General features: G+C 61.1%; 19 protein-coding genes. 11 read left to right on the top strand and 8 right to left on the bottom strand.

Annotation, left to right across the window (positions count from 1 at the left end):
- The first annotated feature begins 334 nt into the window (after window positions 1-334).
- A complete protein-coding gene (locus HX792_RS11830; protein ID WP_176996283.1) occupies window positions 335-1,195 on the top strand; it encodes a DMT family transporter in 861 nt (286 codons plus the stop codon).
- A gap of 76 nt (window positions 1,196-1,271) precedes the next feature.
- Here HX792_RS11830 and HX792_RS11825 read toward each other — a convergent pair whose 3' ends face one another.
- Window positions 1,272-2,168, bottom strand: a complete 897-nt coding sequence (locus HX792_RS11825) for a DMT family transporter (RefSeq protein ID WP_176996282.1) — start codon at window positions 2,166-2,168, stop codon at window positions 1,272-1,274.
- A gap of 52 nt (window positions 2,169-2,220) precedes the next feature.
- A complete protein-coding gene (locus HX792_RS11820) occupies window positions 2,221-3,783 on the bottom strand; it encodes a methyl-accepting chemotaxis protein (RefSeq protein WP_371319349.1) in 1,563 nt (520 codons plus the stop codon).
- Window positions 3,784-4,246: 463 nt separating this feature from the next.
- On the opposite strand from HX792_RS11820, the gene aceK reads away from it, so the two are divergent.
- The 5 genes from aceK (at window position 4,247) to HX792_RS11795 (ending at window position 12,536) form a co-directional block, all read left to right on the top strand.
- Window positions 4,247-5,956 carry a bifunctional isocitrate dehydrogenase kinase/phosphatase gene (aceK, locus tag HX792_RS11815; RefSeq protein WP_176996280.1) on the top strand — a complete coding sequence of 570 codons (1,710 nt, stop codon included), beginning with the start codon at window positions 4,247-4,249 and terminating at the stop codon, window positions 5,954-5,956.
- A gap of 217 nt (window positions 5,957-6,173) precedes the next feature.
- Window positions 6,174-10,085, top strand: coding sequence for an ATP-dependent RNA helicase HrpA (gene hrpA / locus HX792_RS11810; protein WP_176996279.1), 3,912 nt, complete (start codon window positions 6,174-6,176; stop codon window positions 10,083-10,085).
- Between the two features lie 364 nt (window positions 10,086-10,449).
- Entirely contained in the window at window positions 10,450-11,571 is a 1,122-nt protein-coding gene (locus tag HX792_RS11805) for a beta-ketoacyl-ACP synthase III (protein WP_176996278.1), read from the top strand.
- A 123-nt stretch (window positions 11,572-11,694) separates the two neighbouring features.
- On the top strand, window positions 11,695-12,309 hold the full coding sequence (locus HX792_RS11800; RefSeq protein ID WP_176996277.1) for an RNA polymerase sigma factor: 615 nt from the start codon (window positions 11,695-11,697) through the stop codon (window positions 12,307-12,309).
- Complete coding sequence (locus HX792_RS11795) at window positions 12,303-12,536, top strand: anti-sigma factor (protein ID WP_176996276.1); 234 nt, start codon at window positions 12,303-12,305, stop codon at window positions 12,534-12,536. Before HX792_RS11800 ends, HX792_RS11795 begins: the two co-directional genes overlap by 7 nt.
- Window positions 12,537-12,656: 120 nt before the next feature.
- Here HX792_RS11795 and HX792_RS11790 read toward each other — a convergent pair whose 3' ends face one another.
- On the bottom strand, window positions 12,657-13,991 hold the full coding sequence (locus HX792_RS11790; RefSeq protein WP_176996275.1) for a putative porin: 1,335 nt from the start codon (window positions 13,989-13,991) through the stop codon (window positions 12,657-12,659).
- 282 nt (window positions 13,992-14,273) lie between these two features.
- Between HX792_RS11790 and HX792_RS11785 the strand changes: the two genes are divergently transcribed.
- The 3 genes from HX792_RS11785 (at window position 14,274) to HX792_RS11775 (ending at window position 15,980) form a co-directional block, all read left to right on the top strand.
- Window positions 14,274-15,398, top strand: coding sequence for a GNAT family N-acetyltransferase (locus HX792_RS11785; RefSeq protein ID WP_176996274.1), 1,125 nt, complete (start codon window positions 14,274-14,276; stop codon window positions 15,396-15,398).
- Between the two features lie 77 nt (window positions 15,399-15,475).
- Window positions 15,476-15,754 carry a BrnT family toxin gene (locus HX792_RS11780; RefSeq protein WP_176996273.1) on the top strand — a complete coding sequence of 93 codons (279 nt, stop codon included), beginning with the start codon at window positions 15,476-15,478 and terminating at the stop codon, window positions 15,752-15,754.
- On the top strand, window positions 15,732-15,980 hold the full coding sequence (locus HX792_RS11775) for a BrnA antitoxin family protein (RefSeq protein ID WP_176996272.1): 249 nt from the start codon (window positions 15,732-15,734) through the stop codon (window positions 15,978-15,980). The genes HX792_RS11780 and HX792_RS11775 overlap by 23 nt, the downstream gene beginning before the upstream one ends.
- Before the next feature lie 55 nt (window positions 15,981-16,035).
- Here HX792_RS11775 and aqpZ read toward each other — a convergent pair whose 3' ends face one another.
- The 5 genes from aqpZ to HX792_RS11750 all read right to left on the bottom strand — a co-directional run bounded on the left by aqpZ (window position 16,036) and on the right by HX792_RS11750 (window position 21,237).
- Window positions 16,036-16,737, bottom strand: coding sequence for an aquaporin Z (gene aqpZ, locus HX792_RS11770; protein WP_176996271.1), 702 nt, complete (start codon window positions 16,735-16,737; stop codon window positions 16,036-16,038).
- 275 nt (window positions 16,738-17,012) lie between these two features.
- Window positions 17,013-18,845 (bottom strand): ABC transporter ATP-binding protein, encoded by a 1,833-nt coding sequence (locus HX792_RS11765; protein WP_176996270.1) that lies wholly within the window; start codon window positions 18,843-18,845, stop codon window positions 17,013-17,015.
- An 83-nt stretch (window positions 18,846-18,928) separates the two neighbouring features.
- On the bottom strand, window positions 18,929-19,492 hold the full coding sequence (locus HX792_RS11760; RefSeq protein WP_176996269.1) for a peptidylprolyl isomerase: 564 nt from the start codon (window positions 19,490-19,492) through the stop codon (window positions 18,929-18,931).
- 3 nt (window positions 19,493-19,495) lie between these two features.
- Window positions 19,496-20,299: an alpha/beta fold hydrolase gene (locus HX792_RS11755; protein WP_176996268.1), complete on the bottom strand. Its 804-nt coding sequence runs from the start codon at window positions 20,297-20,299 to the stop codon at window positions 19,496-19,498.
- A 14-nt stretch (window positions 20,300-20,313) separates the two neighbouring features.
- Window positions 20,314-21,237 carry a LysR family transcriptional regulator gene (locus tag HX792_RS11750; RefSeq protein WP_176996267.1) on the bottom strand — a complete coding sequence of 308 codons (924 nt, stop codon included), beginning with the start codon at window positions 21,235-21,237 and terminating at the stop codon, window positions 20,314-20,316.
- Window positions 21,238-21,286: 49 nt separating this feature from the next.
- Here HX792_RS11750 and HX792_RS11745 point away from each other — a divergent pair, with 49 nt between their 5' ends.
- Both HX792_RS11745 and HX792_RS11740 read left to right on the top strand, forming a co-directional pair.
- Entirely contained in the window at window positions 21,287-21,601 is a 315-nt protein-coding gene (locus HX792_RS11745) for a 3-phosphoglycerate kinase (protein WP_176996266.1), read from the top strand.
- A gap of 151 nt (window positions 21,602-21,752) precedes the next feature.
- Window positions 21,753-22,352, top strand: coding sequence for an FMN-dependent NADH-azoreductase (locus tag HX792_RS11740; protein ID WP_176996265.1), 600 nt, complete (start codon window positions 21,753-21,755; stop codon window positions 22,350-22,352).
- The last annotated feature ends 169 nt before the right edge of the window (window positions 22,353-22,521 follow it).

The following is a 22,521-nucleotide window of genomic DNA, read 5'->3' as shown; positions in this document are numbered from 1 at the left end:
GAGGAGTTATTGCAAAATATGTTTGCGGCTGGTTATAGTCGGCCGGTATTCCTTCCTTCAAAAAGATCAGCACATGCCAGCTTCCCAGCGCATAGCGGTAGTCGATTCAGCGGTCAACGCTGTGGTCGTGCCGTGCGGGGAAAAGCAGCCTGCGCAGATCAGTCACTACCCCCCTCCTGTCAGCAGCACGCCGGTGTACGCAGTCGTATCACCGCCGGGTGTTGGCATTTCGGGCTGATCAGCTTCGCTGCTCCCGTCTGCCCGCCTGAAAAAAACCTAATGCATTTCAGCGTCTGCTGAATCGGCTTTTTTTGCCTGATGACAGGTGGTAACCATGTCTGTTCTTTCGAAACAATCCGTGGCCGCGGCGGCCTCGACGAGCCTGTTTGTCCTGCTGTGGAGCAGCGGGGCGATCTTCTCCAAATGGGGCCTGGCCCATGCGTCACTCTTTGCCTTCCTGCTGATCCGCTTTGCCATCGCCCTCGCGGGCCTGGTGATCCTGGTGCCGGTCCTCAAGTTGAAGTTGCCGCGCCCCGGCAAACCCCTGCTGTATGCGGCGGCGACCGGGCTGGTGTTGCTGGGGGCTTATCAGATTTTTTATCTGCTGGCCCTCGACCTCAAAGTCACGCCCGGCGTGATGGCAACCATCATGGGCGTGCAGCCGATCCTCACCGTGGTGCTGATGGAGCGCCAGCGTTCGTGGCGCCGGATGTTCGGTTTGGGGCTGGGCCTGGCGGGGTTGATCATGGTGGTCTACCAAGGCATCGGCCTGTCGGGCATGTCCCTGGCGGGGATGCTGTTCGGGCTGCTGGCATTGGCCAGCATGACCTTTGGTTCGATCATGCAAAAGCGCATCACCGATAACCCCCTGGGCACACTGCCGGTGCAATACCTGGCCGGGTTGCTGTTGTGCGCGGTATTCGTGCCGTTCCAACCGTTCCACTTTGAACACAGCACGGGTTTTTTCGTGCCGGTGCTGTGGATGGGGTTGGTGGTGTCTTTGCTGGCAACGCTGTTGCTGTACCGCCTGATCGCCCGGGGCAACCTGGTGAATGTCACCAGCCTGTTCTACCTGGTGCCGGCCGTGACGGCGGTGATGGACTACCTGATCTTCGGCAACAGGCTGGCAATGCTGAGCCTGCTGGGGATGGGGTTGATCATCATCGGCCTGGTGTTCGTCTTCCGTAAAACCTGATGCAACACACCTCGGTAGGAGCCCGGCTTGCCGGCGATGGCGATCTCAATGACGCCATCGCCGGCAAGCCGGGCTCCTACAGGGGGCGTGTCAGTTTTCGAGGCCGCAGCACCAACCACAACGCTCCTGCAATCAACACCCCGCCATACAGATGCGCCATCGACAACGGCTCATCCAGCAGCAACGCCCCCCACAACACGCCAAACGGCGGAATCATGAAGGTCACGGTCATCGACTTGACCGGCCCGATGGACGACAGCAACCGGAAGTAAAGAATGTAGGCAAACGCCGTGCACACCAGCCCAAGCCCCAGCAACGACAACCACACTTGCCACCCACCCCAACTGGCGGGCGGATGGCTGATGGCGCTGTAGGCAAAGAACGGCAGCAGGAACAACGTTGCGCCGAGCATACTGCCCAACGCTGACAGGCGACTGTCCAGGCCCCCGCGTTGATCCAGCCAACGCCGCGCCAGGAACCCGGCGAAGCCGTAGCAGGTGGTCGCCAACAGGCAGGCCAGCGCCCCCATCAACAATTGCAGGTCAAACGCCACCGGTCCGGCGCGGGTCAGTACGCCCACGCCAAACAGTCCCAGGGTCACGCCGGCGATTTTCGACGGGGTGAGGCGCTCGCTGAAGAACAGCCCGCCGATCAACACACCCATCAACGGCGTGGTGGCGTTGAAGATCGCCGAGTAACCCGCTGGCAGCACCTGGGCCGCCACCGAGTACATGGTCGCGGGGATCCCGGAGTTGATCACCCCCAGCAGCAACACCGTCTTGAATTTGCCCTGGAAATCCCAGTTCACCCGCATCACCGCCAAAATCACCAGCAAACCGGCGGCGGCAATCGACACGCGAAAAAACGCCGTCGGCACCGTGCCGATCTCCGGCGCAATGATGCGCATGAACAGGAAGCTGGCGCCCCAGATAGCAGCCAGCCCCAGCAGGTACAAGGTGTCGACAGGTCTCACGAAATACTCCTACATCCATCAGGCGGCGAGTGTTGCACGACGCCTTGAGGGATTACAGGACAAACCGTGTGACCAGCCCATTCAGGTCCACCGCCAGGCGCGACAATTCCTGGCTGGCGGCTGAGGTCTGAGTGGCCCCCGCCGCTGTTTGGGTGGACAGGTCACGGATGTTCACCAGGCTGCGGTCCACTTCGCGGGCGACCAGCGCCTGCTGCTCGGCGGCGCTGGCGATCACCAGGTTGCGCTGGCTGATCTGCGAGATGGCGGCGGTGATTTTTTCCAGCGCGCTGCCGGCGCTGTTGGCCCGTTGCAGGGTCTGGCCGGCGTGTTCGGCGCTGCTGTTGAGCGCCTCGACGGTGCCTTGGGTGCCTTGCTGGATACCGGTGATCATCTGCTCGATTTCTTCGGTGGAGTCCTGGGTACGTTGTGCCAGGGAACGCACCTCATCGGCGACCACCGCAAAACCGCGCCCGGCTTCACCGGCGCGGGCGGCTTCGATGGCAGCGTTCAGTGCCAGCAGGTTGGTTTGCCCGGCGATGCCGCGGATCACTTCCAGCACCTTGCTGATGTCCTGGGCTTGCACGGCCAGGCCTTCGGCCTTGGTCGAGGCACCGAGCACTTCGTCCACCAGGTTCTGGATCGAGCTGATGGTTTCGCTGATCTGGTAGTGGCCGTGCTTGCTGTCCTCATCAGAGGCCTTGGACGCCTCGGCACTGGACACCGCATTGCCTGCCACCTCGTCCACCGCTGCGCTCATCTCGTTCACGGCCGTGGCGGCTTGTTCGATTTCATCGTTCTGCGCCTGCAGGCCACGGGTGCTCTGTTCCATCACCGAACTCATCTCTTCGGCGGCAGAGGCCAGTTGCTGCGCCGACTCGCTGATGCCACGGATGGTGGTTTGCAGTTGCACCTGCATGGTGGAGAGGGCAGCCAGCAATTGCGCCGGTTCGTCCCGCCCGTGCACCACGATCGGCTGGCTCAAGTCGCCACCGGCGATGGTGCGGGCCACGGCCAAGGCCTGGCCGATGGGCGCCGTGATGCTGCGGGTCAACAGCCAGGCCAACAGCAGCGTGGCGATCAGGGCACACAGGATGATCAGGCCGACCACCCACTGGGCGTTGGTGTACATCTGTGCGGCCAGGCCGGCGGCGTCTTCCACGCCTTTCTGGTTGAAGGTGATCATGTCCTCCAGGCTTTTATTGAGGACGGTGCCCTGGGGCGCCAGGCGGCTGGTGAGCAAGTCGATGGCGTCTTGCTGCTGGTCCTTGTCGACCAGCGCGACCATCTGCCCGACGATGGTCACGTAGGTGTTCACGTTGGCCTTGAGTTGCATGAGCATCTCGCGTTCTTCATCGCCGCTGAGCAGGTCTTGGTGGTGATCGAGCAACGTTTGCAGTTCGCTGCGCTGGCGAGTGATCAGGCTTTTGCTGTTATCCCGCACCCGCGACTCGTCGGTGGTCGCCAGGCGCAAGGCCTCCAGGCGGATGCTGGCGATACAGGCGGCGGCGTCGTGGATACTCTCGATGCTCGGCATCCACGAATCTTCGATGACCAGTGCACTTTCGCGCAGCTTGGCCATCTGCCCCAAGCCAAACAGGCCGACAATCACCAACATGCTGGCCAAAACCCCAAAACTCAGACTGGCACGCAATCCGATCCTCATGTTCCTCAATGACATCTCAATGCTCCTTGGGCGATTAGAACCTGTTCCCGGATCGGTCTTCAGACCTTGTTAGGGTGGGAGAGGGCGCGCTATATATCAAAGTGCCACTAAGGTGGTAATCAGGGTTTCCCTTACGCTGTATCAAGATGGTTACAAACGGTGAACTTCAGTGACATAGCGGGTTTTACCGTGCAAAAGCGCCAAGCCCCGCCGATTCAGGCGTGCAGGTGAGGGCGGGTAGCGATTCGTGCGACTTTTTGGTGCGTTTACTGACCGATTGGTCGAATTGTGAAAATTGAAAATAAATGTACGAAGTGCGCAAAGCTGTACAACCTGCCGCGAAAAATCCTCCTTCTCCTGCTTCTATTCACTGGCTAAGCTCAGGGCATCCAGATGCCCGCCAGAGGTTTCCCGCATGTCGCAATCCGCCCCCGCCATCGCCCGGATGATCCTCGATGGCTTCGACGACTACCGTGAGCATTTCCGCCAGATCACCGACGGTGCCCGCGAGCGGTTCGAGAAGGCGCAGTGGCAACTTGGGCAGGCGGCGTCGGCGGCGCGGATCAACCTGTATGAAGAAAAGGTCGGCGAAGTCACGGCGCGCTTGCGAGCCAGCTTCGATGACGCGGTGCTGTTGGAGGTGGATGCCTGGCCCCTGGTCAAAAGCGCCTACATCGGCTTGATCGACCTGCGCTTTGACGATGAGCTGTCCGAGACCTGGTACAACTCGATCTTCTGCGGCCTGTTCAGCCACGACCTGATCAGCGACGGCTGCATGTTCATCCACACCACCCGGCCCAGCCTGCGCCGGGCGCGGGCAGCGCAAACCCGCACCTACACGCCAAATGGCAAGATTGCCCAGATGCTGGCGCAGGTGTTTGCCGACTACCGCTTCAGCGAACCCTACGCCGACCTGCCAGCTGATCTGCGTCGCCTTGAAGCCCAGCTACGGGAAAACCTGCCGGACTGGGTGTGCAAAGACCCGGACCTCAATGTCGAGTTGTTTTCCTCGGTGCTCTATCGCAACAAAGGCGCCTACCTCGTGGGCCGCCTCTACACCCGCGACGAACAGTGGCCGCTGGCGATCCCGTTGCTGCACCGCGAGGGGCGCGGCATCCAGATCGATGCGCTGATCACCGACGAAGCCGACGTGTCGATCATCTTCTCGTTCACCCGTTCCTACTTCATGGTCGACGTGCCGGTGCCGGCGGAATTCATCGGCTTTCTCAGGCGCATCCTGCCGGGCAAGCACATCGCCGAGCTGTACACCTCCATCGGCTTCTACAAGCACGGCAAGTCGGAGTTCTATCGCGCGCTGATTAACCACCTGGCCACCACCGATGATCGCTTCATCATGGCCCCGGGCGTGCGTGGCATGGTCATGAGCGTGTTTACCCTGCCGGGCTTCAACACCGTGTTCAAGATCATCAAGGACCGCTTTTCGCCGTCAAAAAACGTCAACCGCGCCACGGTGATCGAGAAGTACCGGCTGGTCAAAAGCGTCGACAGGGTCGGGCGCATGGCCGATACCCAGGAGTTCGCCGATTTTCGTTTCCCCCTGAGCAAGTTCGAACCCGACTGCCTGGCAGAACTGTTGGAAGTCGCGGCCGGCACCGTCGAAGTGGAAGGCGATACGGTGCTTATCCGCCACTGCTGGACCGAGCGGCGCATGACCCCGCTCAACCTCTACCTCGATAACGCCAACCCCGCCCAGGTGCGCGAAGCCCTGGAAGACTATGGCCAGGCCATCAAGCAGCTGGCGGCGGCGAATATCTTTCCCGGTGACATGCTGCTGAAAAACTTCGGCGTCACCCGCCACGGTCGCGTGGTGTTCTACGACTACGACGAAATCTGCTTTCTGACCGAGGCCAACTTCCGCCATATCCCCGCGCCGCGCACCCCCGAGGACGAAATGGCCTCCGAGCCCTGGTACTCCATTGGCCCGCTGGACGTGTTCCCCGAGGAATTCCCGCCGTTCCTGTTCGCCGACGCCAGCCAGCGCCAGCTGTTCGATGAGCTGCACGGCGAGTTGTACAACGCGGACTACTGGAAGGGCCTGCAGGAGGCGATTCGCGCCGGCAAGGTCATCGATGTGTTCCCATACCGGCGCAAAGACCCGCTCTAACGCCTGCTCCTTGTGGGAGGGCTTGTGTGGGAGCGGGCTTGCCCGCGATAGCGGTGTATCAGGCGGTAGAGGTGTTGCTGACAGATCGTAATCGCGGGCAAGCCCGCTCCCACATTTGATTGGGTTTATCCTTGATGCCACTCAGCCGCCTGCCAGACGAGACGCTTTTCTGCCACACTTGCCGGCCGTGCCTATACAGATGACCGTCAAGTAGCTGATGACTGACCAAGCGCCCACTATCGACCAACTGCTCAAAACCCTCGATCACGCCATGCTCGCCGACCGCCACCGCTTGCGGCGGCAATTGCTTGAGCTGCGCAAAAAGCCCGACGAGGACAAGTTGGCGCAATGGGTGGCGCGCATGCAGGCCTCCTGCGCCCAGGTTACGGCGCGGCGTGCCAGCCTGCCGGTGATCCGTTATGACGACAGCCTGCCGATTGCCGCCAAGCGCGATGAAATCAAAGAAGCCTTGAACAAGCACCAGGTGCTGATCATTGCCGGCGAAACCGGCTCGGGCAAAACCACCCAGTTGCCGAAGATCTGCCTGGAAATCGGTCGCGGCCAGTTCGGCCTGATCGGCCACACCCAGCCACGCCGGATCGCGGCGCGCAGCGTGGCCAGCCGGGTCGCCGAAGAACTGGGCACGCCGCTGGGCGCGCTGGTCGGCTACCAGGTGCGCTTCGAAGACCAGAGCGATTCCAACACGCTGATCAAGCTGATGACCGACGGCATCCTGCTGGCGGAAACCCAGAACGACCGCTACCTGGAACGCTACGACACGATCATCGTTGACGAAGCCCACGAACGCAGCCTGAACATCGACTTCCTGCTGGGCTACCTGAAGACCCTGCTGCCGCGTCGCCCGGACCTCAAAGTCATCATCACCTCGGCGACCATCGACCTGGAGCGCTTCTCCAAGCATTTTGACGATGCGCCGATTGTCGAAGTGTCGGGCCGTACCTTCCCGGTCGACACCTGGTACCGCCCGCTGACCCTGGAACAGGATGAGGAGGGCAACCGTGTCGAGGACGACCTCACCGTCGACCAGGCGATCCTCGCCACCCTTGATGAAATCGCCGCCTATGAGCGCAGCGAACGGCGCAGCCCCGGTGACGTGTTGGTGTTCCTGCCCGGCGAGCGCGAGATCCGCGACGCCGCCGACATGCTGCGCAAGGCCCAGCTCAAGCACACCGAAATTTTGCCGCTGTACGCACGCCTGTCGCCGGCCGAACAGCAGCGCATTTTCCAATCCCACCCGGGCCGCCGTGTGGTGCTGGCCACCAACGTTGCGGAAACCTCGCTGACGGTGCCGGGCATTCGTTATGTGATCGACAGCGGTACCGCGCGCATCAGCCGCTACAGCTACCGCGCCAAGGTGCAGCGCCTGCCGATCGAGGCGATTTCCCAGGCCAGTGCCAACCAGCGTAAAGGCCGTTGTGGCCGGGTTGAGCCGGGCATCTGCGTGCGCCTGTACAGCGAAGAGGATTTTATCGGGCGCCCTGAATTCACCGACCCCGAGATCCTGCGCACCAACCTCGCCGCCGTAATCCTGCAGATGCTCCATTTGCGCCTCGGCGAGATCACCGACTTCCCGTTTATCGAACCACCGGATGGCAAGGCCATCAGCGACGGTTTCAACCTGCTGCAAGAGCTGTCAGCCGTTGACCGCAACAGCCAGCTCACGCCGTTGGGCCGCCAACTGGCGCGCCTGCCGGTGGACCCGCGCATGGGCCGCATGCTGCTCGAAGCGGCCAAGCTCGGCAGCTTGCAGGAAGTGCTGATCGTGGCCAGTGCCATGTCGATTCAGGATCCGCGCGAGCGCCCACCGGAGCGTCAACAGGCCGCCGACCAGGCCCACGCGCAGTGGAAAGACGCAGACTCGGACTTCGCCGGGCTGGTCAATTTGTGGCGCGGTTTTGAAGAACAACGCCAGGCGTTGACCGCCAGCCCGCTGCGCAATTGGTGCCGCAAGAACTTCCTCAACTATTTGCGCCTGCGCGAATGGCGTGACTCCCATCGTCAGTTGAGCCTGATCTGCCGTGACATGCAGCTTGCGATCAACAAAGACCCGGCCGACTACCCGAAACTGCACAAGGCGGTGCTCTCCGGCCTGCTCAGCCAGATCGGCCAGAAAGCCGAAGACGGTGACTACCTGGGCGCGCGTCAGCGGCGCTTCTGGATTCACCCGTCGTCGGGCATCGGCAAGAAGCGTCCGCAATGGCTGATGACCGCCGAACTGGTGGAAACCACCAAGCTCTATGCGCGCATGGTGGCCAAGATCGATGCCGACTGGATCGAACCGCTGGCCGGGCACCTGATCAAGAAAAACCACTTCGAGCCCCACTGGGAGAAGAAGCGCGGCCAGGTCGTGGCGTTTGAACAGATCACCTTGTTCGGGTTGATTGTGGTCGGGCGCCGGCCGGTGCATTACGGGCCGGTCGACCCGGTGGTGTCCCGCGAGTTGTTTATCCGTGAAGGCCTGGTGCGGGGTGAGATTCAGTCCCGCGCCAAGTGCCTGACGGCCAACCAGCAACTGCTGGAACAGCTGGATGAGCTGGAAGCCAAGGCGCGCCGCCGCGACATCCTGGCCGACGAAGAAACCCTCTACGCCTTCTACGACGCGCGGCTGCCGGCCGAGATCCACCAGACCGCCACGTTCGACAGCTGGTACAAGGTCAACAGCCAGAAGAACCCGCAGCTGTTGATCATGCGCGAAGAAGACGTGTTGGCCCGCGAGGCCAGTGAAGTCACTGCCCTGCATTACCCGGACACCCTGCACTTGGGTGACCTGGAACTGGCGTTGAGTTACCACTTCGAACCCAACCACCCCCGCGATGGTGTGACCTTGCGCGTGCCGGCGCCCCTCCTGCCAGCCTTGCCGCCAGAGCGCCTCGAATGGTTGGTGCCCGGGGTGATCGAAGCCAAGTGCATCGCCCTGGTGCGCAACTTGCCCAAGGCCCTACGCAAGAACTTCGTGCCGGTGCCGGACTTCGTCAAGGCTGCGCTGCAACGCATCGAATTCGGCCAGGGCTCGCTGCCCCAGGCACTGGGTCGCGAGTTATTGCGCATGACTGGCGCTCGGGTCAGCGATGAAGCCTGGGCCGAGGCGGCGCAACAGGTGGAAAACCACCTGAAGATGAACCTGGAAGTGGTCGACGGCCAGGGCAAGTTCCTCGGCGAAGGCCGCGACCTGGCCGAGCTGACCGCGCGGTTCGCCGAGGCCAGCCAGGCTGCGTTGGCCGTGCCGCAAACCGCAAAGAGCCAGCAACCGGTGGAGGCCAAGGTGTTCGCGGCAGTGGCCGAGAAGACCCAGCAAAAGATCGCCGGCCTGTCGATGACGGTGTACCCGGCATTGGTTGAAGAAAACGGCACGGTCAAGGAAGGGCGTTTCTCTACGGCCGCCGAGGCCGAGTTCCAGCACCGTCGTGCGTTGCAACGTTTGTTGATGCAGCAACTGGCGGAACCGGCCAAATTCCTGCGCGGCAAGTTGCCGGGCTTGACCGAACTTGGCCTGATGTACCGCGAACTGGGGCGCATTGATGCGCTGGTGGAGGACATCCTGCTGGCCAGCCTCGACACCTGCGTGCTCGAGGGCGAAGCCAGCCTGCCACGTGATGGCGCCGGTTTGGCGGCGTTGGCCGAGCGCAAGCGCGGCAGCTGGACCGAACACGCCGAGCGCCTGGCGCGCCTGACCCTGGAGGTGCTGAAACTCTGGCATGGCCTGCAAAAACGCTTCAAGGGCAAGATCGACCTGGCCCAGGCCGTGGCCTTGAACGATATCAAGCAGCAGCTCAGCCACCTGGTCTATCCCGGTTTTGTGCGGGAAACCCCGGCACAATGGTTCAAGGAATTGCCGCGCTTTCTCAAGGCCATCGAACTGCGCCTGGAGAAGCTGCCGAGCCAGGTGCAAAAGGACCGGGTGTGGAGCGCAGAGCTGGCGGGCCTGTGGACCCAGTACGAAAACCGCCTGAAAAAGCATGCCCAGGAAGGTAAGCGCGACCCCCAGCTGGAGCTGTACCGCTGGTGGCTGGAGGAATACCGGGTGTCGTTGTTTGCCCAGCAGTTGGGCACCAAAGTGCCGATTTCCGACAAGCGCCTGAGCAAGCAATGGTCTTTGGTCGAAGCCTGATACATCCCCTGTAGGCGCCGGCTTGTGTGGGAGCCGGGCTTGCCCGCGATGCAGACACCTCGGTGTGTTGGTCACACCGCGGTGATGCTATCGCAGGCAAGCCAGCTCCCACACAAGCCAGCTCCCACATTTTGAATGCATTCCAAGGCAAACCGGTGTTTGTCCGCAGATAGCGCCAAATATCGAGGTTTGTGGCAAACTTCGCGCCTATAAATGCCGGGATCGTCGTGACAGGCTGGTGCGCAGCCACGGCGCGATGGAATAAAGCGTTGCCAGTTTGATGCCCGCTGGACGGCATCGAACGACTTAAAGTTTGGTACGACGGTACCAATATCTTCTGCCTGACAGATTTAGAGGAACGACCGTGCATAACGTCGTCATCAGCGGCACCGGCCTGTACACCCCGGCCAACAGCATCTCCAACGAAGAGCTGGTGCAGTCTTTCAATGCTTACGTGCAACAGTTCAACAGCGACAACGCCGCCGCCATCGAGCGCGGTGATGTGCAGGCGCTGACCGAATCCAGCGCGGCGTTCATTGAAAAAGCATCGGGTATCAAGAGCCGCTTCGTGATGGACAAGGACGGCATTCTCGACCCGCAGCGCATGGCCCCGCGCCTGCCCGAGCGCAGCAACGACGAGTGGTCGGTGCTCTGCCAGATGGCCGTCGGCGCTGCCGAACAGGCCCTGCAACGTGCCGGCAAGACCGCGGCCGACATCGACGGCGTGATCGTCGCCTGCTCCAACCTGCAGCGTGCCTACCCGGCCATCGCCATTGAAGTCCAGGAAGCCCTGGGCATCGAAGGCTTCGGCTTCGACATGAACGTGGCGTGCTCGTCGGCCACCTTCGGCATCCAGAACGCCGCCAACAGCATCCAGCTGGGCCAGGCCCGGGCGATCCTGATGGTCAACCCGGAAGTCTGCACCGGCCACTTGAACTTCCGCGACCGCGACAGCCATTTCATCTTTGGCGACGCGGCCACCGCCGTGGTCCTGGAGCGTGCCGACCTGGCGACCTCCGAGCACCAGTTCGACGTGGTAAGCACCAAGCTGCTGACCAAGTTCTCCAATAACATCCGCAACAACTTCGGCTTCCTCAACCGCACCGCGGAAGAGGGCATCGGCGCGCCCGACAAGCTGTTCGTGCAGGAAGGCCGCAAAGTTTTCCGCGACGTGTGCCCGATGGTGGCCGAACTGATCGGCGTGCACCTGGCGGAAAACCAGCTGAACGTGGCCGACGTGAAGCGCTTCTGGCTGCACCAGGCCAACCTGAGCATGAACCACCTGATTGTGAAGAAACTGCTGGGTCGCGAAGCCACAGTGGAAGAAGCGCCGGTGATTCTCGATACTTACGCCAATACCAGCTCGGCCGGTTCGGTGATTGCCTTCCACACCTACCAGGACGACCTGCCCAAGGGCTCCGTCGCGGTACTGAGCTCCTTCGGTGCGGGTTATTCGATCGGTAGCGTGATCCTGCGCAAACGCTGATCTGCTGGCCAATGTGGGAGCTGGCTTGCCTGCGATGACGAGGGTGAATTCACCGCCGCTATCGCAGGCAAGCCAGCTCCCACAGACAGGTATCGGATTTCCACTGTGGGATTGAGGTAGACAATGGCAGCAGCGGACGACACGCACCTGCTTGAACGGCTGCTCAAGGGTGAGCAACGCGCCTACAAGGAGCTGGTCACCACCTACCAAAGCGCCATGCGTGCAGTGGCCTACGCCATCGTCGGCCAGCGCCATGCCGATGAAGTGGTGCAGGACGCCTGGCTGTCGGTGGTGCGCAACCTGGCCAAGTTCGAAGGGCGTTCCAGCCTCAAGACCTGGCTGCTGACCATCACCGCCAACTCCGCCAAGGGCCGCTACAAGCAGAACCGGCGCGAAGTGCTGCTTGATGACTTGCCGTCGCCCCACGGCACCATCGGCGATGACCGCTTCGTGCCGGACGATGGCCATTGGGCGGTCGCCCCGTATGCCTGGCACCAGGACACGCCCGAAGCCCTGTTGACCGAAGATGAACTGCGCAAATGCCTGGAACATACGATTCTGAGTTTGTCCGAATTGCAAAGTAGCGTGCTGGTGTTGCGTGAACGCCAGGGGCTGGAATTGGAAGAAATCTGTAATCTTCTGACGCTCTCGCTCTCCAATGTCCGTGTGCTGTTGCATCGAGCACGGCTTAAAGTCTTCGCCACGGTGGAGCATTTTGAGGAAACGGGCGAATGTTGACCTGTAAAGAACAAGTGGCGCGGTCCAGTGATTATCTCGACGGGCAATTGACCTTTCGCGAGCGTTTGCTGGTGCGTCATCATTTGATGTTCTGCCCCAACTGCCGGCGTTTTATCCGCCAGATGCGCCTGATGCAGGCGACGCTGAAGATCATGCCGGAGGAACCGCTCAAGGATGTGGATGCGCTGGCTGAACGCCTGGCGGCGGAACGACTGAAGGATCAGTAAAGGCGGGGTAAAGGCAGACTCGCGTGATTGAGTCGAACGGATGATGGGGACCGACTCACCCACGCGAGGCTGTGAAAGGCGCCTCGGGCCGTCCTGGCCCAAGGCGTATTACGTGCTGAATCAGAACTTGGCTTCAGCATCCAACTGCAGGGTGTTGGTGTTGGCGTCGCGTTGAGTACGGCTGGAGAAGTCAGCCTTGGTCAGGAAGTACGTGGCGCCCAGGGCGAAGTTCTTGTCGATGTCGTAACCCACTTTGAACTTGTGGCCACGGGAACCGGTGGTGCCGTTGGCGAAGTCCGAGTCGGTGAAGGCACCCACGACCGCGTTACGTTGAATATCGCGGTAGTTGTAGTCCAGGTTGAAACCGAACACTTTGGACTTGGCGCCCACCAACCAGGCGGTGTCCTGGTCGGTCACGGCGTCGTTGTTCTTCACGTACTGGCCGTAGAACGCCAGCGGTACGGCCAGGCCACCGATGTCAGCCTGGGCAAAGCCTTCATACAGGCGGAACTGGTTGTCAGCCGAGTTGCCGTTGACCGCCAGTGCACACGGCGTAGTCACGGTACCGCTGGTTGGGCAACGGCTGTCCTTGTCGTTCTGGTAGGCGTAGACGCTACCGCCCAGGGTCAGTTTCAGGTTGTCGGTGACGGAGAAGCGAGTACCCAACTGGCCAGAAGTCAGGCGCAGGTCGTGACGAAATTGCACGCCGTCGCCGTCGACGTTGTCCTTGAGGTTGTAGTTACCGAGGCTACCAAACAGCTCGGCGCTGCCACCCAATGGGTATTTGTAAGTTACTGCCAGACCTTCCGGGTTGATGTCGCTATCCCAGATCACGTCGCCCATGCTCACCCAGGGTTGCAGCATCTTGCCGCCGATCACGTGCAGGTTCTTGATTTGGTCGGGGTGGTAGTCGATGTAACCGAGGTCCAGCCAGATTTGCTTCTTGTCGAAGTAGTTATCCTGGTCCTGGTTGGTGGAACGCGCGTCGTCGCTGCCGCCGGTGGCGATGCGGATGCCGGTGTCCACTTGTGAGTTGATCTCGGTGTAAGCCCCCAGACGCGCACGGATACGGTCACGGTCCTTGTCACGCCCGCCATTGACGCCTTGTTCGCCGTCGATCTTCACGGTTTCGTGACGTACGCGAACGTCGCCCTTGAACTGAGTCTTGGCAGCCCAGGCAAGCTTCTGGTCGAAGCTGCTCAGCTCGGTGGTTTTCTTCGCGGTGGCCGCGATCTGCTCGTTGGTCTCTTGTTGAGCTTGCTGTGCGATCTGCTTTTCTTTCTGGTCTTTGGCCAATTCCGCTTGCAGCTCGGTGTACTGCGAAGCGGTGATCTGGCCGTTGGCCTTGAGCATGTCGAGCAATTTAGCGTCGACTGCGGCGTTGGCCGGAATGCTCAGGGCCAGTAGCAGGCCGCCACACAGGAGCGCCGCAGTTTTAGTGGAAGCAAGACGCATATCAATCTCCGAAAGTGAGGAGGGATGGCAAACCATCCAGGACACAACCGACCGATTTCGGACGGACAAGTAGCCGCTCGGTATAACCGGGCGCTCTAAAAACAGGCGTCAGTATCACGATCGTTTATGACGGAGCAGTGGCTAAGTGATGTCATGTAGATGACAAATAATTTAAGAAGGAACTAACTGGCATGGGTTTTGTCGCGGCATTTGAAGGTGTGCGAAGTTCGGCGATAAGCGATACTCGCCAGGCTTTCACGCCCCGACGTAGTGAGGATGCCGATGCCGTTGCAACGCCTGGACAGCCTGTCCGAAATCGCCCCGCAGGCCTGGGATGCCCTGGTGCCGCAGGCCCAGCCGTTTGTGCGGCATGCGTTCCTGAGCGCGCTGGAAGACAGCGCCAGCCTGGGCCCGCAATCGGGCTGGCAGCCGGAGCATTTGCTGCATTGGGAGGGCGAACGCCTGGTGGCGGCGTTGCCCAGTTACCGCAAGTGGCATTCCTATGGCGAGTACGTGTTCGACCATGGCTGGGCGGACGCCTGTGAGCGCGCCGGTATCGACTACTACCCCAAGCTGCTCACGGCGGTGCCGTTCAGCCCGGTCAGCGGGCCGCGTCTGCTGGCGGCGAATGCTCAGGACGGTTTCGAGTTGCTCAAGGCGTTGCCGGGCTACCTGGAAATCGAAGGGCTTTCCAGCGCTCATATCAACTTCACCGATCCATTGGCCGACGAAGCGCTGGCACAACAGCCGGGCTGGTTGCAGCGCCTGGGTTGTCAGTTTCACTGGCAGAACCGTGGGTATCGCGACTTTCAGGATTTTCTCGACGCCTTGAGTTCACGCAAGCGCAAACAGATGCGCAAAGAGCGCGAGCAAGTGGCGGGGCAGGGCATCGCGTTCGAATGGCTGCAAGGCCATGAACTGAGCGAGGCGCAATGGGACTTTGTCTACGCCTGCTACGCCAATACCTACGCGGTACGTCGCCAGTCTCCCTACCTGACCCGCGCGTTTTTCAGCCTGCTGGCCGAGCGCATGCCCGAAGCGATCCGCGTGGTGCTGGCCAAACAAGGCTCACGCCCGGTGGCGATGGCGTTCAGCCTGATCGGTGGCGACAGCTTCTACGGCCGCTATTGGGGTTGCCTGGCGGAGTTTGACCGCCTGCATTTCGAAACCTGTTTCTACCAGGGCATGGACTACGCCATCGCCGAAGGCTTGCAGCGCTTCGACGCCGGGGCCCAGGGCGAGCACAAGTTGATTCGCGGGTTCGAACCGGTGATCACTCGTTCGTGGCATTACCTGCGCCATCCCGGGTTGAAGAATGCCGTGGAGGATTTTCTCGAGCGTGAACGCGTGGGCATTCAGGCCTATGCCGAAGAGGCGCGGGCAGCGCTGCCCTACCGACAGGGCTGAACCGCCGGTCTGGCAACCCGGGCAAGACACACTTGAATCGCTATCCTGTATGTACAAAAGTACATACAGGATGTGCCATGCTATTTGAGTGGGATGAATCCAAAAATAAGGCCAATATTGTTAAGCACGGCATCGATTTTAATGACGTTCCAGATATCTTTCGGCACCCAATGCTGGCCATGCGCGATGATCGAGCGGATTATGACGAAGAACGATGGGTCAGTATTGGCTGGATCAAATTGTTAATGGGTGTGGTCGTATACACCGAACGGAGTGGTGATGTGATCCGTATCATCTCCGCCCGCAAAGCAACCAAGAAGGAGGCCAAATACTATGACGCAAACATCGAAAACTGATTGGGAGCGCTTGGCCAAGATGAATGATGAAGAGATTGATACCAGCGATATTCCTGAGTTGGATGCCGAGTTCTTCCGGCGTGCCGAACTGCGTGTTCCAGTGAAGCAGGCGGTGACTATTCGGCTTGATGCGGATGTTCTGGAGTGGTTCAAAGGTCAAGGGACTGGCTACCAGACGCGAATCAATCAGCTATTGCGTCAGTACATGCAGGCTCATCAAGGCTGAACCAGGCCCCATTGAAGGCAGCCCTGCCGTAGCGGCAGGGCTGAACCCGTCTCGCTCAGGCCGGCTCCTCCTTGCCGAGCCATCGATAGGTCACGCCGCCAATCACCGCGCCCAGGATCGGCGCGAGCCAGAACATCCACAACTGCTGGATCGCCCACCCGCCGACGATCAGCGCCGGGCCCGTACTGCGGGCCGGGTTGACTGAGGTGTTGGTCACGGGAATGGAGATCAGGTGGATCAACGTGAGGGCCAGGCCGATGGCGATGGGCGCTAGGCCCGGTGGGGCACGACGGTCGGTGGCGCCGAGGATGATCAGCACGAACATCGCCGTCATCACCAGCTCACAGACAAACCCCGCTGCCAGGGAATAACCTCCCGGCGAATGCTCGCCGTAGCCGTTGGACGCCAGGCCGCTCGCCAGTTCGAAGCCTGGTTTGCCGCTGGCGATGAAGTACAGCAGCGCAGCAGCGACGGTGCCGCCGATGACCTGCGCGATGATGTACGCCGGTAACTCCCTGGCCGGAAACCTTCCGCCCACGACCAGCCCCACCGAGACCGCCGGGTTGAGGTGACAACCGCTGATATGGCCGATGGCAAACGCCATGGTCAGCACCGTGAGCCCGAACGCCAGGGCCACACCCAGCAACCCGATCCCGACTGCGGGGAATGCTGCGGCCAACACCGCGCTCCCGCAACCGCCCAACACCAGCCAAAACGTACCTAACCCCTCCGTCACTGAACGTTTGAACAAAGACATGAAGCCCGTCCTTGATAGATCGCTCTACCGAATCAGTAAATCAGTGATGCTCCCTGCAGATTTACTACAGCGCCCGTCTGGGCACTGCTGTGAGTACAGCACGGTTGCGCCACAATTCCAGGCCATAAAAAAGCGCCAGGCCCCTTTAAAATCGGGACCTGGCGCTATTCAAACTGTAGGAGCCGGCTTGCCGGCGATGGCGGCCTGGAACAATGCGGTGATCTTCCGGGCCTCATCGCCGGCAAGCCGGCTCCCACAGTGGGGGCGGTGTTGGGTCAGTCGATACCGACGAACCCCCCGGTCTGGTGATGCCACAACCGCGCATACAGCCCGCCATGGGCCAGCAGCTCGGCATGGCTGCCACTCTCGGCGATCTGGCCTTTCTCCAGCACCACCAGGCGGTCCATGCGCGCAATGGTCGACAACCGGTGCGCAATCGCAATCACCGTCTTGCCTTGCATCAGGGTTTCCAGGCTCTCCTGGATCGCCGCTTCCACTTCCGAGTCCAGGGCCGAGGTGGCTTCGTCCATGATCAGGATCGGCGCGTCCTTGAGCAGCACGCGGGCGATGGCGATGCGTTGGCGTTGCCCGCCGGAGAGTTTCACCCCGCGCTCTCCCACATGCGCGTCCAGCCCGGTGCGGCCTTCGGCGTCCGACAGCAAGGGGATGAACTCATCGGCCCGCGCCTTGTGCACGGCAGCCCAAAGCTCTTCGTCGGTGGCGTCCGGCTTGCCGTACAACAGGTTGTCGCGGATTGAACGGTGCAGCAGCGAGGTGTCCTGGGTGATCATGCCGATCTGTTCGCGCAACGACTCCTGGGCGACTTCGACAATGTTCTGGCCGTCGATCAGGATACGCCCGCCTTGCAGGTCGTAAAGGCGCAGCAGCAGGTTGACCAGGGTTGATTTACCGGCGCCCGACGGGCCGATCAAGCCGATCTTTTCGCCGGCCTTGATCTCAAGGTTCAGGCCGCCAATGATCCCGCTCTTCTTGCCGTAGTGGAAATCCACCTGCTCAAAACGCACTTCGCCGTGGGGCACACTCAGGCGCGGGGCGTTCTCGCGGTCGATCACGGCCAACGGCTGGGCGATGGTTTTCAGGCCGTCCTGCACCTGGCCGATGTTTTCGAAAATGCCGTTGACCACCCACATGATCCAGCCGGACATGTTGACGATACGAATCACCAAGCCGGTGGCCAGGGCGATGGCGCCCACGGAGATCAGCGACTGCGTCCACAACCACAGGGCCAGGCCGGTAGTAGTCACGATCAGCAGGCCGTTCATGCTGGTGATCACAATGTCCATGCTGGTCACCACGCGGCTGGCCAACTGGGTTTTCTCGGTCTGTTCGACGATCGCTTCCTTGGCGTACTCCTGCTCGTAGCTCGTATGAGCAAACAGCTTCAGGGTGGTGATGTTGGTGTAGCCGTCGACGATGCGGCCCATCAGCTTGGAACGCGCCTCGGAGGAAATCACCGAGCGTTCCTTCACCCGTGGCACGAAGTAACGCAGCGCCAGGCTGTAGCAGATGATCCAGGTCACCAGCGGGATCATCAGGCGCCAATCGGCTTCGGCAAACAGCACAAGGGCGCTGATGGCGTAGATCGCCACGTGCCAGATCGCGTCCACGGCCGCCACGGCAGAATCGCGCAGGGAGTTGCCGGTTTGCATGATTCGCTGGGCGATACGCCCGGCGAAGTCATTCTGGAAGAAATTCAGGCTCTGCTTGAGCACGTAACTGTGGTTTTGCCAACGAATCAGGCTGGTCATGCCCGGGCTGATGGTCTGGTGCACCAGCAGGTCGTGCAGGGCGCCGAAGATCGGGCGCAACAACAGGGCGACCACGGCCATCCAGATCAGCTCGCCGCTGTGGATCTGGAAAAAGTCTGCGGGCGGCGTGCCCTGGGCCAGGTCGATGATGCGGCTCAGGTAGCTGAACAGCGCCACTTCGATCAGCGCGCCGATCAGGCCCACCACCAGCAAGGCGGCAAAATGTGGCCACACCTGGCGCAGGTAGTAGAGGTAGAAGGGCAGGACTTTATCGGGAGGGGCCGCGCTGGGAGCGTCGCGGAAGATATCGATCAGTTGTTCAAAACGACGATAGAGCATTAGGGTTGACGCCCGCCTGGCGGGCTCTCCTGTTCAAATGCGCGCGGTGCCTTGTGGGCACCACGCGAAGCTACCTGCAGACCTCAGTCGATGCGCTTGGCCGACTTGATCACGACAGGATCGATTGGCACGTTCTGCATGCCCTGCTTGGTGGTGGTCTGGGAGTTGACGATGATGTCGACCACGTCCATGCCTTTGACAACCTTGGCGAACACGGCATAGCCGGCGTCGCGGCCCGGGTCGAGGAAGGCATTGTCAGCCACGTTGATGAAGAACTGGCTGGTGGCCGAGTTCGGGTCATTGGTGCGCGCCATGGACAGGGTGCCACGCACGTTATGCAGGCCGTTGCTGGCCTCGTTCTTGATCGGCGCATCGGTCGGCTTTTGCGACATCTGCGCGGTGAAACCGCCGCCCTGGACCATGAAGCCCGGGATCACACGGTGGAAAATCGTGTTGGTGTAAAAGCCCTTGTCGACGTAGGCCAGGAAGTTCTTGGTGCTGATCGGCGCCTTGACCGGGTCCAGTTCGATTTCGATGTCACCGTTGGTGGTGCTGATCAGCACGTGCTGAGCCTTGGCTGGCTCGGCCGCCATCAGGTTGGCAGCGAACAGAACGGAACCGGCAAAGAAGGCGATTTTTTTCAACATGGGTCAGTGATCCTGGGTAGTGGTTTCGACTGTCTTTAGAAAATCGAGCAGGGTAGCGTTAAAGACTTCGGGTTGATCCAAGGGTGTGGCATGGCGGGAATCCTCGATGACCACCAGCCGCGCATCGGGCAGCAGTTTTACATAGTTTTCTTTCTGCGCCACGGGGGTGTAGTCGTGGTCGGCGCTGATGACCAGCGTAGGACAGGCAATTCGGGAAAGTTGTTCCTGCACGCCCCAGCCCACAATCGCATCGAAGCTGGCGAGATAAGCACGTTTGTCGTTTTTTGCCCAGCGTTCGGCCATCTTGCGGCGCAGGTCGGCCTGCTCGGGTTTGGGAAATAGCCGATCGCCCAGAGCCTTGCCAATGGTGGCCAGGCTGAGCAGCCGTGCCAGGCTCCAACGCTTGGCCCATTGCCAATAATCATCGGCGCTGCGCACCTTGACCTCGGGGGCGCTGTTGACGATGCACAGGCTCTTGACCTGGCTCGGTTCGTCCACCGCCAACTGGAAGGCGATCATGCCGCCCATGGACAAGCCCACCACATGGGCGGGCGGCAGGTTCAGGTGTTCGATCAGCGCGAGCAGGTCAAAGGTAAAACCCTGGATGCTGTAGCGTTCGCGGGGTTTGTCGGAGCGCCCATGGCCACGCACGTCCACCACGATCAGGCGGTAGTGCCTGGCCAGTACGGGGATCTGCAGTTCCCAGTCCTGGCTGCTGGAGCCCAGGCCGTGGATCAGGATCAGCGGTGTGCCGTGGCCGTATTCCTCGTAGTGCAGGCTGCAGCCTTCATGGTCGAACCAGGCCATGGGTGAACTCCGTTTCAGGCTTGTTGTGGCGCGGCGAAAGGTGCATCCAGGGGCGCGGTGTCAAAGGTGCGCAGCAGATCGATCAGGATCTGCGTGGCCGGGCCCAGGGGTTTGTCCTTGTTCGAATACAGGTAGAAGGTCGGGTTGCGGCTGCCGCCCTTTTCCAAGGGTAGCTGCTTGAGCAGGCCCTCGCGGAGTTCGCGCTCGATCATGTGCCGGGGCAACCAGGCAAAGCCCAGGCCGCTGCTGACGAACGTGGCGGCGGTGGGCAGGCTGCCGACGGTCCAGCGTTGCTCGGCGCCGAGCCAGCCTACATCGCGCGGCTGCTGGCGGCCGGAGTCACGGATCACCACCTGCATCTGGCTTTCCAGGTCCTGGAAGCTCAGCTCGCGGTTCAGGCGGTGCAACGAATGGTCGGGATGGGCCACGGCGATAAATTCCACATCGCTCATTTCCGTGCCCAGGTAACCCGGGATGATGAACCCGCTAATGGCCAGGTCGGCCATGCCATCGAGCAACAACTCCTCGACACCCGACAGCACCTCTTCACGCAAGCGCACACGGCAGCCCCGGCTTTGCGGCATGAAGGCGGTGAGCGCGCGCACCAGGCGTGCGTTGGGATAGGCGGCGTCCACCACCAGGCGTACTTCGGCCTCCCAGCCTTGTTCCATATGGTGGGCAAGGTCTTCCAGCTGGCTGGCGTTCTTCACCAGTTGCCGGGAGCGGCGCAACAGCACCTCACCGGCATCGGTCAGCACGGCCTTGCGCCCGTCGATGCGCAGTAGCGGCACGCCGAGCTGGTCTTGCATGCGGGCCACGGTGTAGCTCACCGAGGACTGCGAACGGTGCAGCGCTTCGGCCGCCTGGGCGAAGCCACCGTGGTCGACCACGGCTTGCAGCGTGCGCCATTGATCAAGGGTAACGCGGGGCGCTTTCAAGATGAGCTCCTCTTGTCCTAAGCTGGCGGTCCTTATTGGAGACTGCCGAATGAGAAAATTCTGTTGTGTGTTGCTGGCGATGCTGCCGCTGAGCGCCTTTGCCTACCCCATCGACGTGACGAAAAAGATCGACGGCGTGAAAGTGGACTACACCGCTTCCGACGTGGACGGCGACATCAGCTCGATCCAGCTCAATAACTACGGCACCAACGATGCGGTGTGCTCGGTAACCTTCACCAATGGCCCGGAGTCGCCACGTAACCGCAAGGTCACGGTGCCCGCCGGTAAAAGCACCAACACCACGGTCAAGTTCAGCCGCGCCATTATCAAGATGCGGATCGCCCTGGCCTGCGCACCGAAATAAAGCAATGGCGGAGCATGCCTACAGCAATACTCCGCTTATAAACAAATTTATAGATGGGTTATAGCAGTTCTTTGCGCTTTTTTATCGAATAGGCCCTGGTTAATCTTTTCTCCATCGACTTACAGCAATTACAGATGGAGCCTACGTAGCCATGTCCAACGTTCTGATCATCGAAAGCAGCGCCCGCCAGCAGGATTCGATCTCCCGCCAACTGACCCAGCAGTTCATCAGCCAATGGCAGGTCGCCCACCCGGCGGATCAGATCACCGTGCGTGACGTGGCCCTCAACCCGGTTCCACACCTGGACGCCAACCTGCTCGGCGGCTGGATGAAACCGACTGAACAGCGCAGCGCTGTGGAACAGGCTTCCCTGGACCGCTCCAACGAATTGACCGACGAGCTGCTGGCTGCCGACGTGCTGGTGATGGCGGCGCCGATGTACAACTTCGCCATTCCCAGCACCCTCAAGGCCTGGCTGGACCACGTTTTGCGCGCCGGCGTCACCTTCAAATACACCGCCACCGGGCCCCAGGGCTTGCTCACCGGCAAGCGTGCCATCGTGCTGACAGCTCGCGGCGGCATCCACACCGGCGCCAGCTCCGATCACCAGGAACCGTACCTGCGCCAGGTCATGGCCTTTATCGGTATTCACGACGTCACCTTCATTCACGCCGAAGGGGTGAACCTGAGCGGCGACTTCCAGGAGAAGGGCATCAACCACGCCAAGGCACTGTTGGCGCAGGTCGCGTGATCCTTTAATCGTCAGATAATCGCGCGGTGTTTATCTAAGCCCACGCAAACCCTTCAAGTACGCGTAAGAACCTCCCTTTGCACTTGTTGCTCCTGAGTGCTCCTGCCCGACTGACGCTATAGCGAGGTCGGGTTTTTTTTGCCCCGAGTTTCGTGCAACGCCGAAAACC

It is taken from the genome of Pseudomonas sp. B6002 (assembly GCF_013385985.1).
Classification (GTDB): Bacteria; Pseudomonadota; Gammaproteobacteria; order Pseudomonadales; family Pseudomonadaceae; genus Aquipseudomonas.
Note: the sequence above shows the minus strand (reverse complement) of the source record. Positions and strands in the feature narration are given on the sequence as shown.

What these genes read in the sequence shown, in the direction of transcription:
- HX792_RS11775 (WP_176996272.1), top strand. Translation starts at nt 15,732, where the DNA reads ATGACGCAAACATCGAAAACTGATTGGGAGCGCTTGGCCAAGATGAAT.
- HX792_RS11765 (WP_176996270.1), bottom strand. Translation starts at nt 18,845, where the DNA reads ATGCTCTATCGTCGTTTTGAACAACTGATCGATATCTTCCGCGACGCT.
- HX792_RS11830 (WP_176996283.1), top strand. Translation starts at nt 335, where the DNA reads ATGTCTGTTCTTTCGAAACAATCCGTGGCCGCGGCGGCCTCGACGAGC.
- HX792_RS11785 (WP_176996274.1), top strand. Translation starts at nt 14,274, where the DNA reads ATGCCGTTGCAACGCCTGGACAGCCTGTCCGAAATCGCCCCGCAGGCC.
- HX792_RS11800 (WP_176996277.1), top strand. Translation starts at nt 11,695, where the DNA reads ATGGCAGCAGCGGACGACACGCACCTGCTTGAACGGCTGCTCAAGGGT.
- aqpZ (WP_176996271.1), bottom strand. Translation starts at nt 16,737, where the DNA reads ATGTCTTTGTTCAAACGTTCAGTGACGGAGGGGTTAGGTACGTTTTGG.
- HX792_RS11755 (WP_176996268.1), bottom strand. Translation starts at nt 20,299, where the DNA reads ATGGCCTGGTTCGACCATGAAGGCTGCAGCCTGCACTACGAGGAATAC.
- HX792_RS11820 (WP_371319349.1), bottom strand. Translation starts at nt 3,783, where the DNA reads ATGTTGGTGATTGTCGGCCTGTTTGGCTTGGGGCAGATGGCCAAGCTG.
- HX792_RS11760 (WP_176996269.1), bottom strand. Translation starts at nt 19,492, where the DNA reads ATGTTGAAAAAAATCGCCTTCTTTGCCGGTTCCGTTCTGTTCGCTGCC.
- hrpA (WP_176996279.1), top strand. Translation starts at nt 6,174, where the DNA reads ATGACTGACCAAGCGCCCACTATCGACCAACTGCTCAAAACCCTCGAT.
- HX792_RS11745 (WP_176996266.1), top strand. Translation starts at nt 21,287, where the DNA reads ATGAGAAAATTCTGTTGTGTGTTGCTGGCGATGCTGCCGCTGAGCGCC.
- HX792_RS11790 (WP_176996275.1), bottom strand. Translation starts at nt 13,991, where the DNA reads ATGCGTCTTGCTTCCACTAAAACTGCGGCGCTCCTGTGTGGCGGCCTG.
- HX792_RS11780 (WP_176996273.1), top strand. Translation starts at nt 15,476, where the DNA reads ATGCTATTTGAGTGGGATGAATCCAAAAATAAGGCCAATATTGTTAAG.
- aceK (WP_176996280.1), top strand. Translation starts at nt 4,247, where the DNA reads ATGTCGCAATCCGCCCCCGCCATCGCCCGGATGATCCTCGATGGCTTC.
- HX792_RS11795 (WP_176996276.1), top strand. Translation starts at nt 12,303, where the DNA reads ATGTTGACCTGTAAAGAACAAGTGGCGCGGTCCAGTGATTATCTCGAC.
- HX792_RS11740 (WP_176996265.1), top strand. Translation starts at nt 21,753, where the DNA reads ATGTCCAACGTTCTGATCATCGAAAGCAGCGCCCGCCAGCAGGATTCG.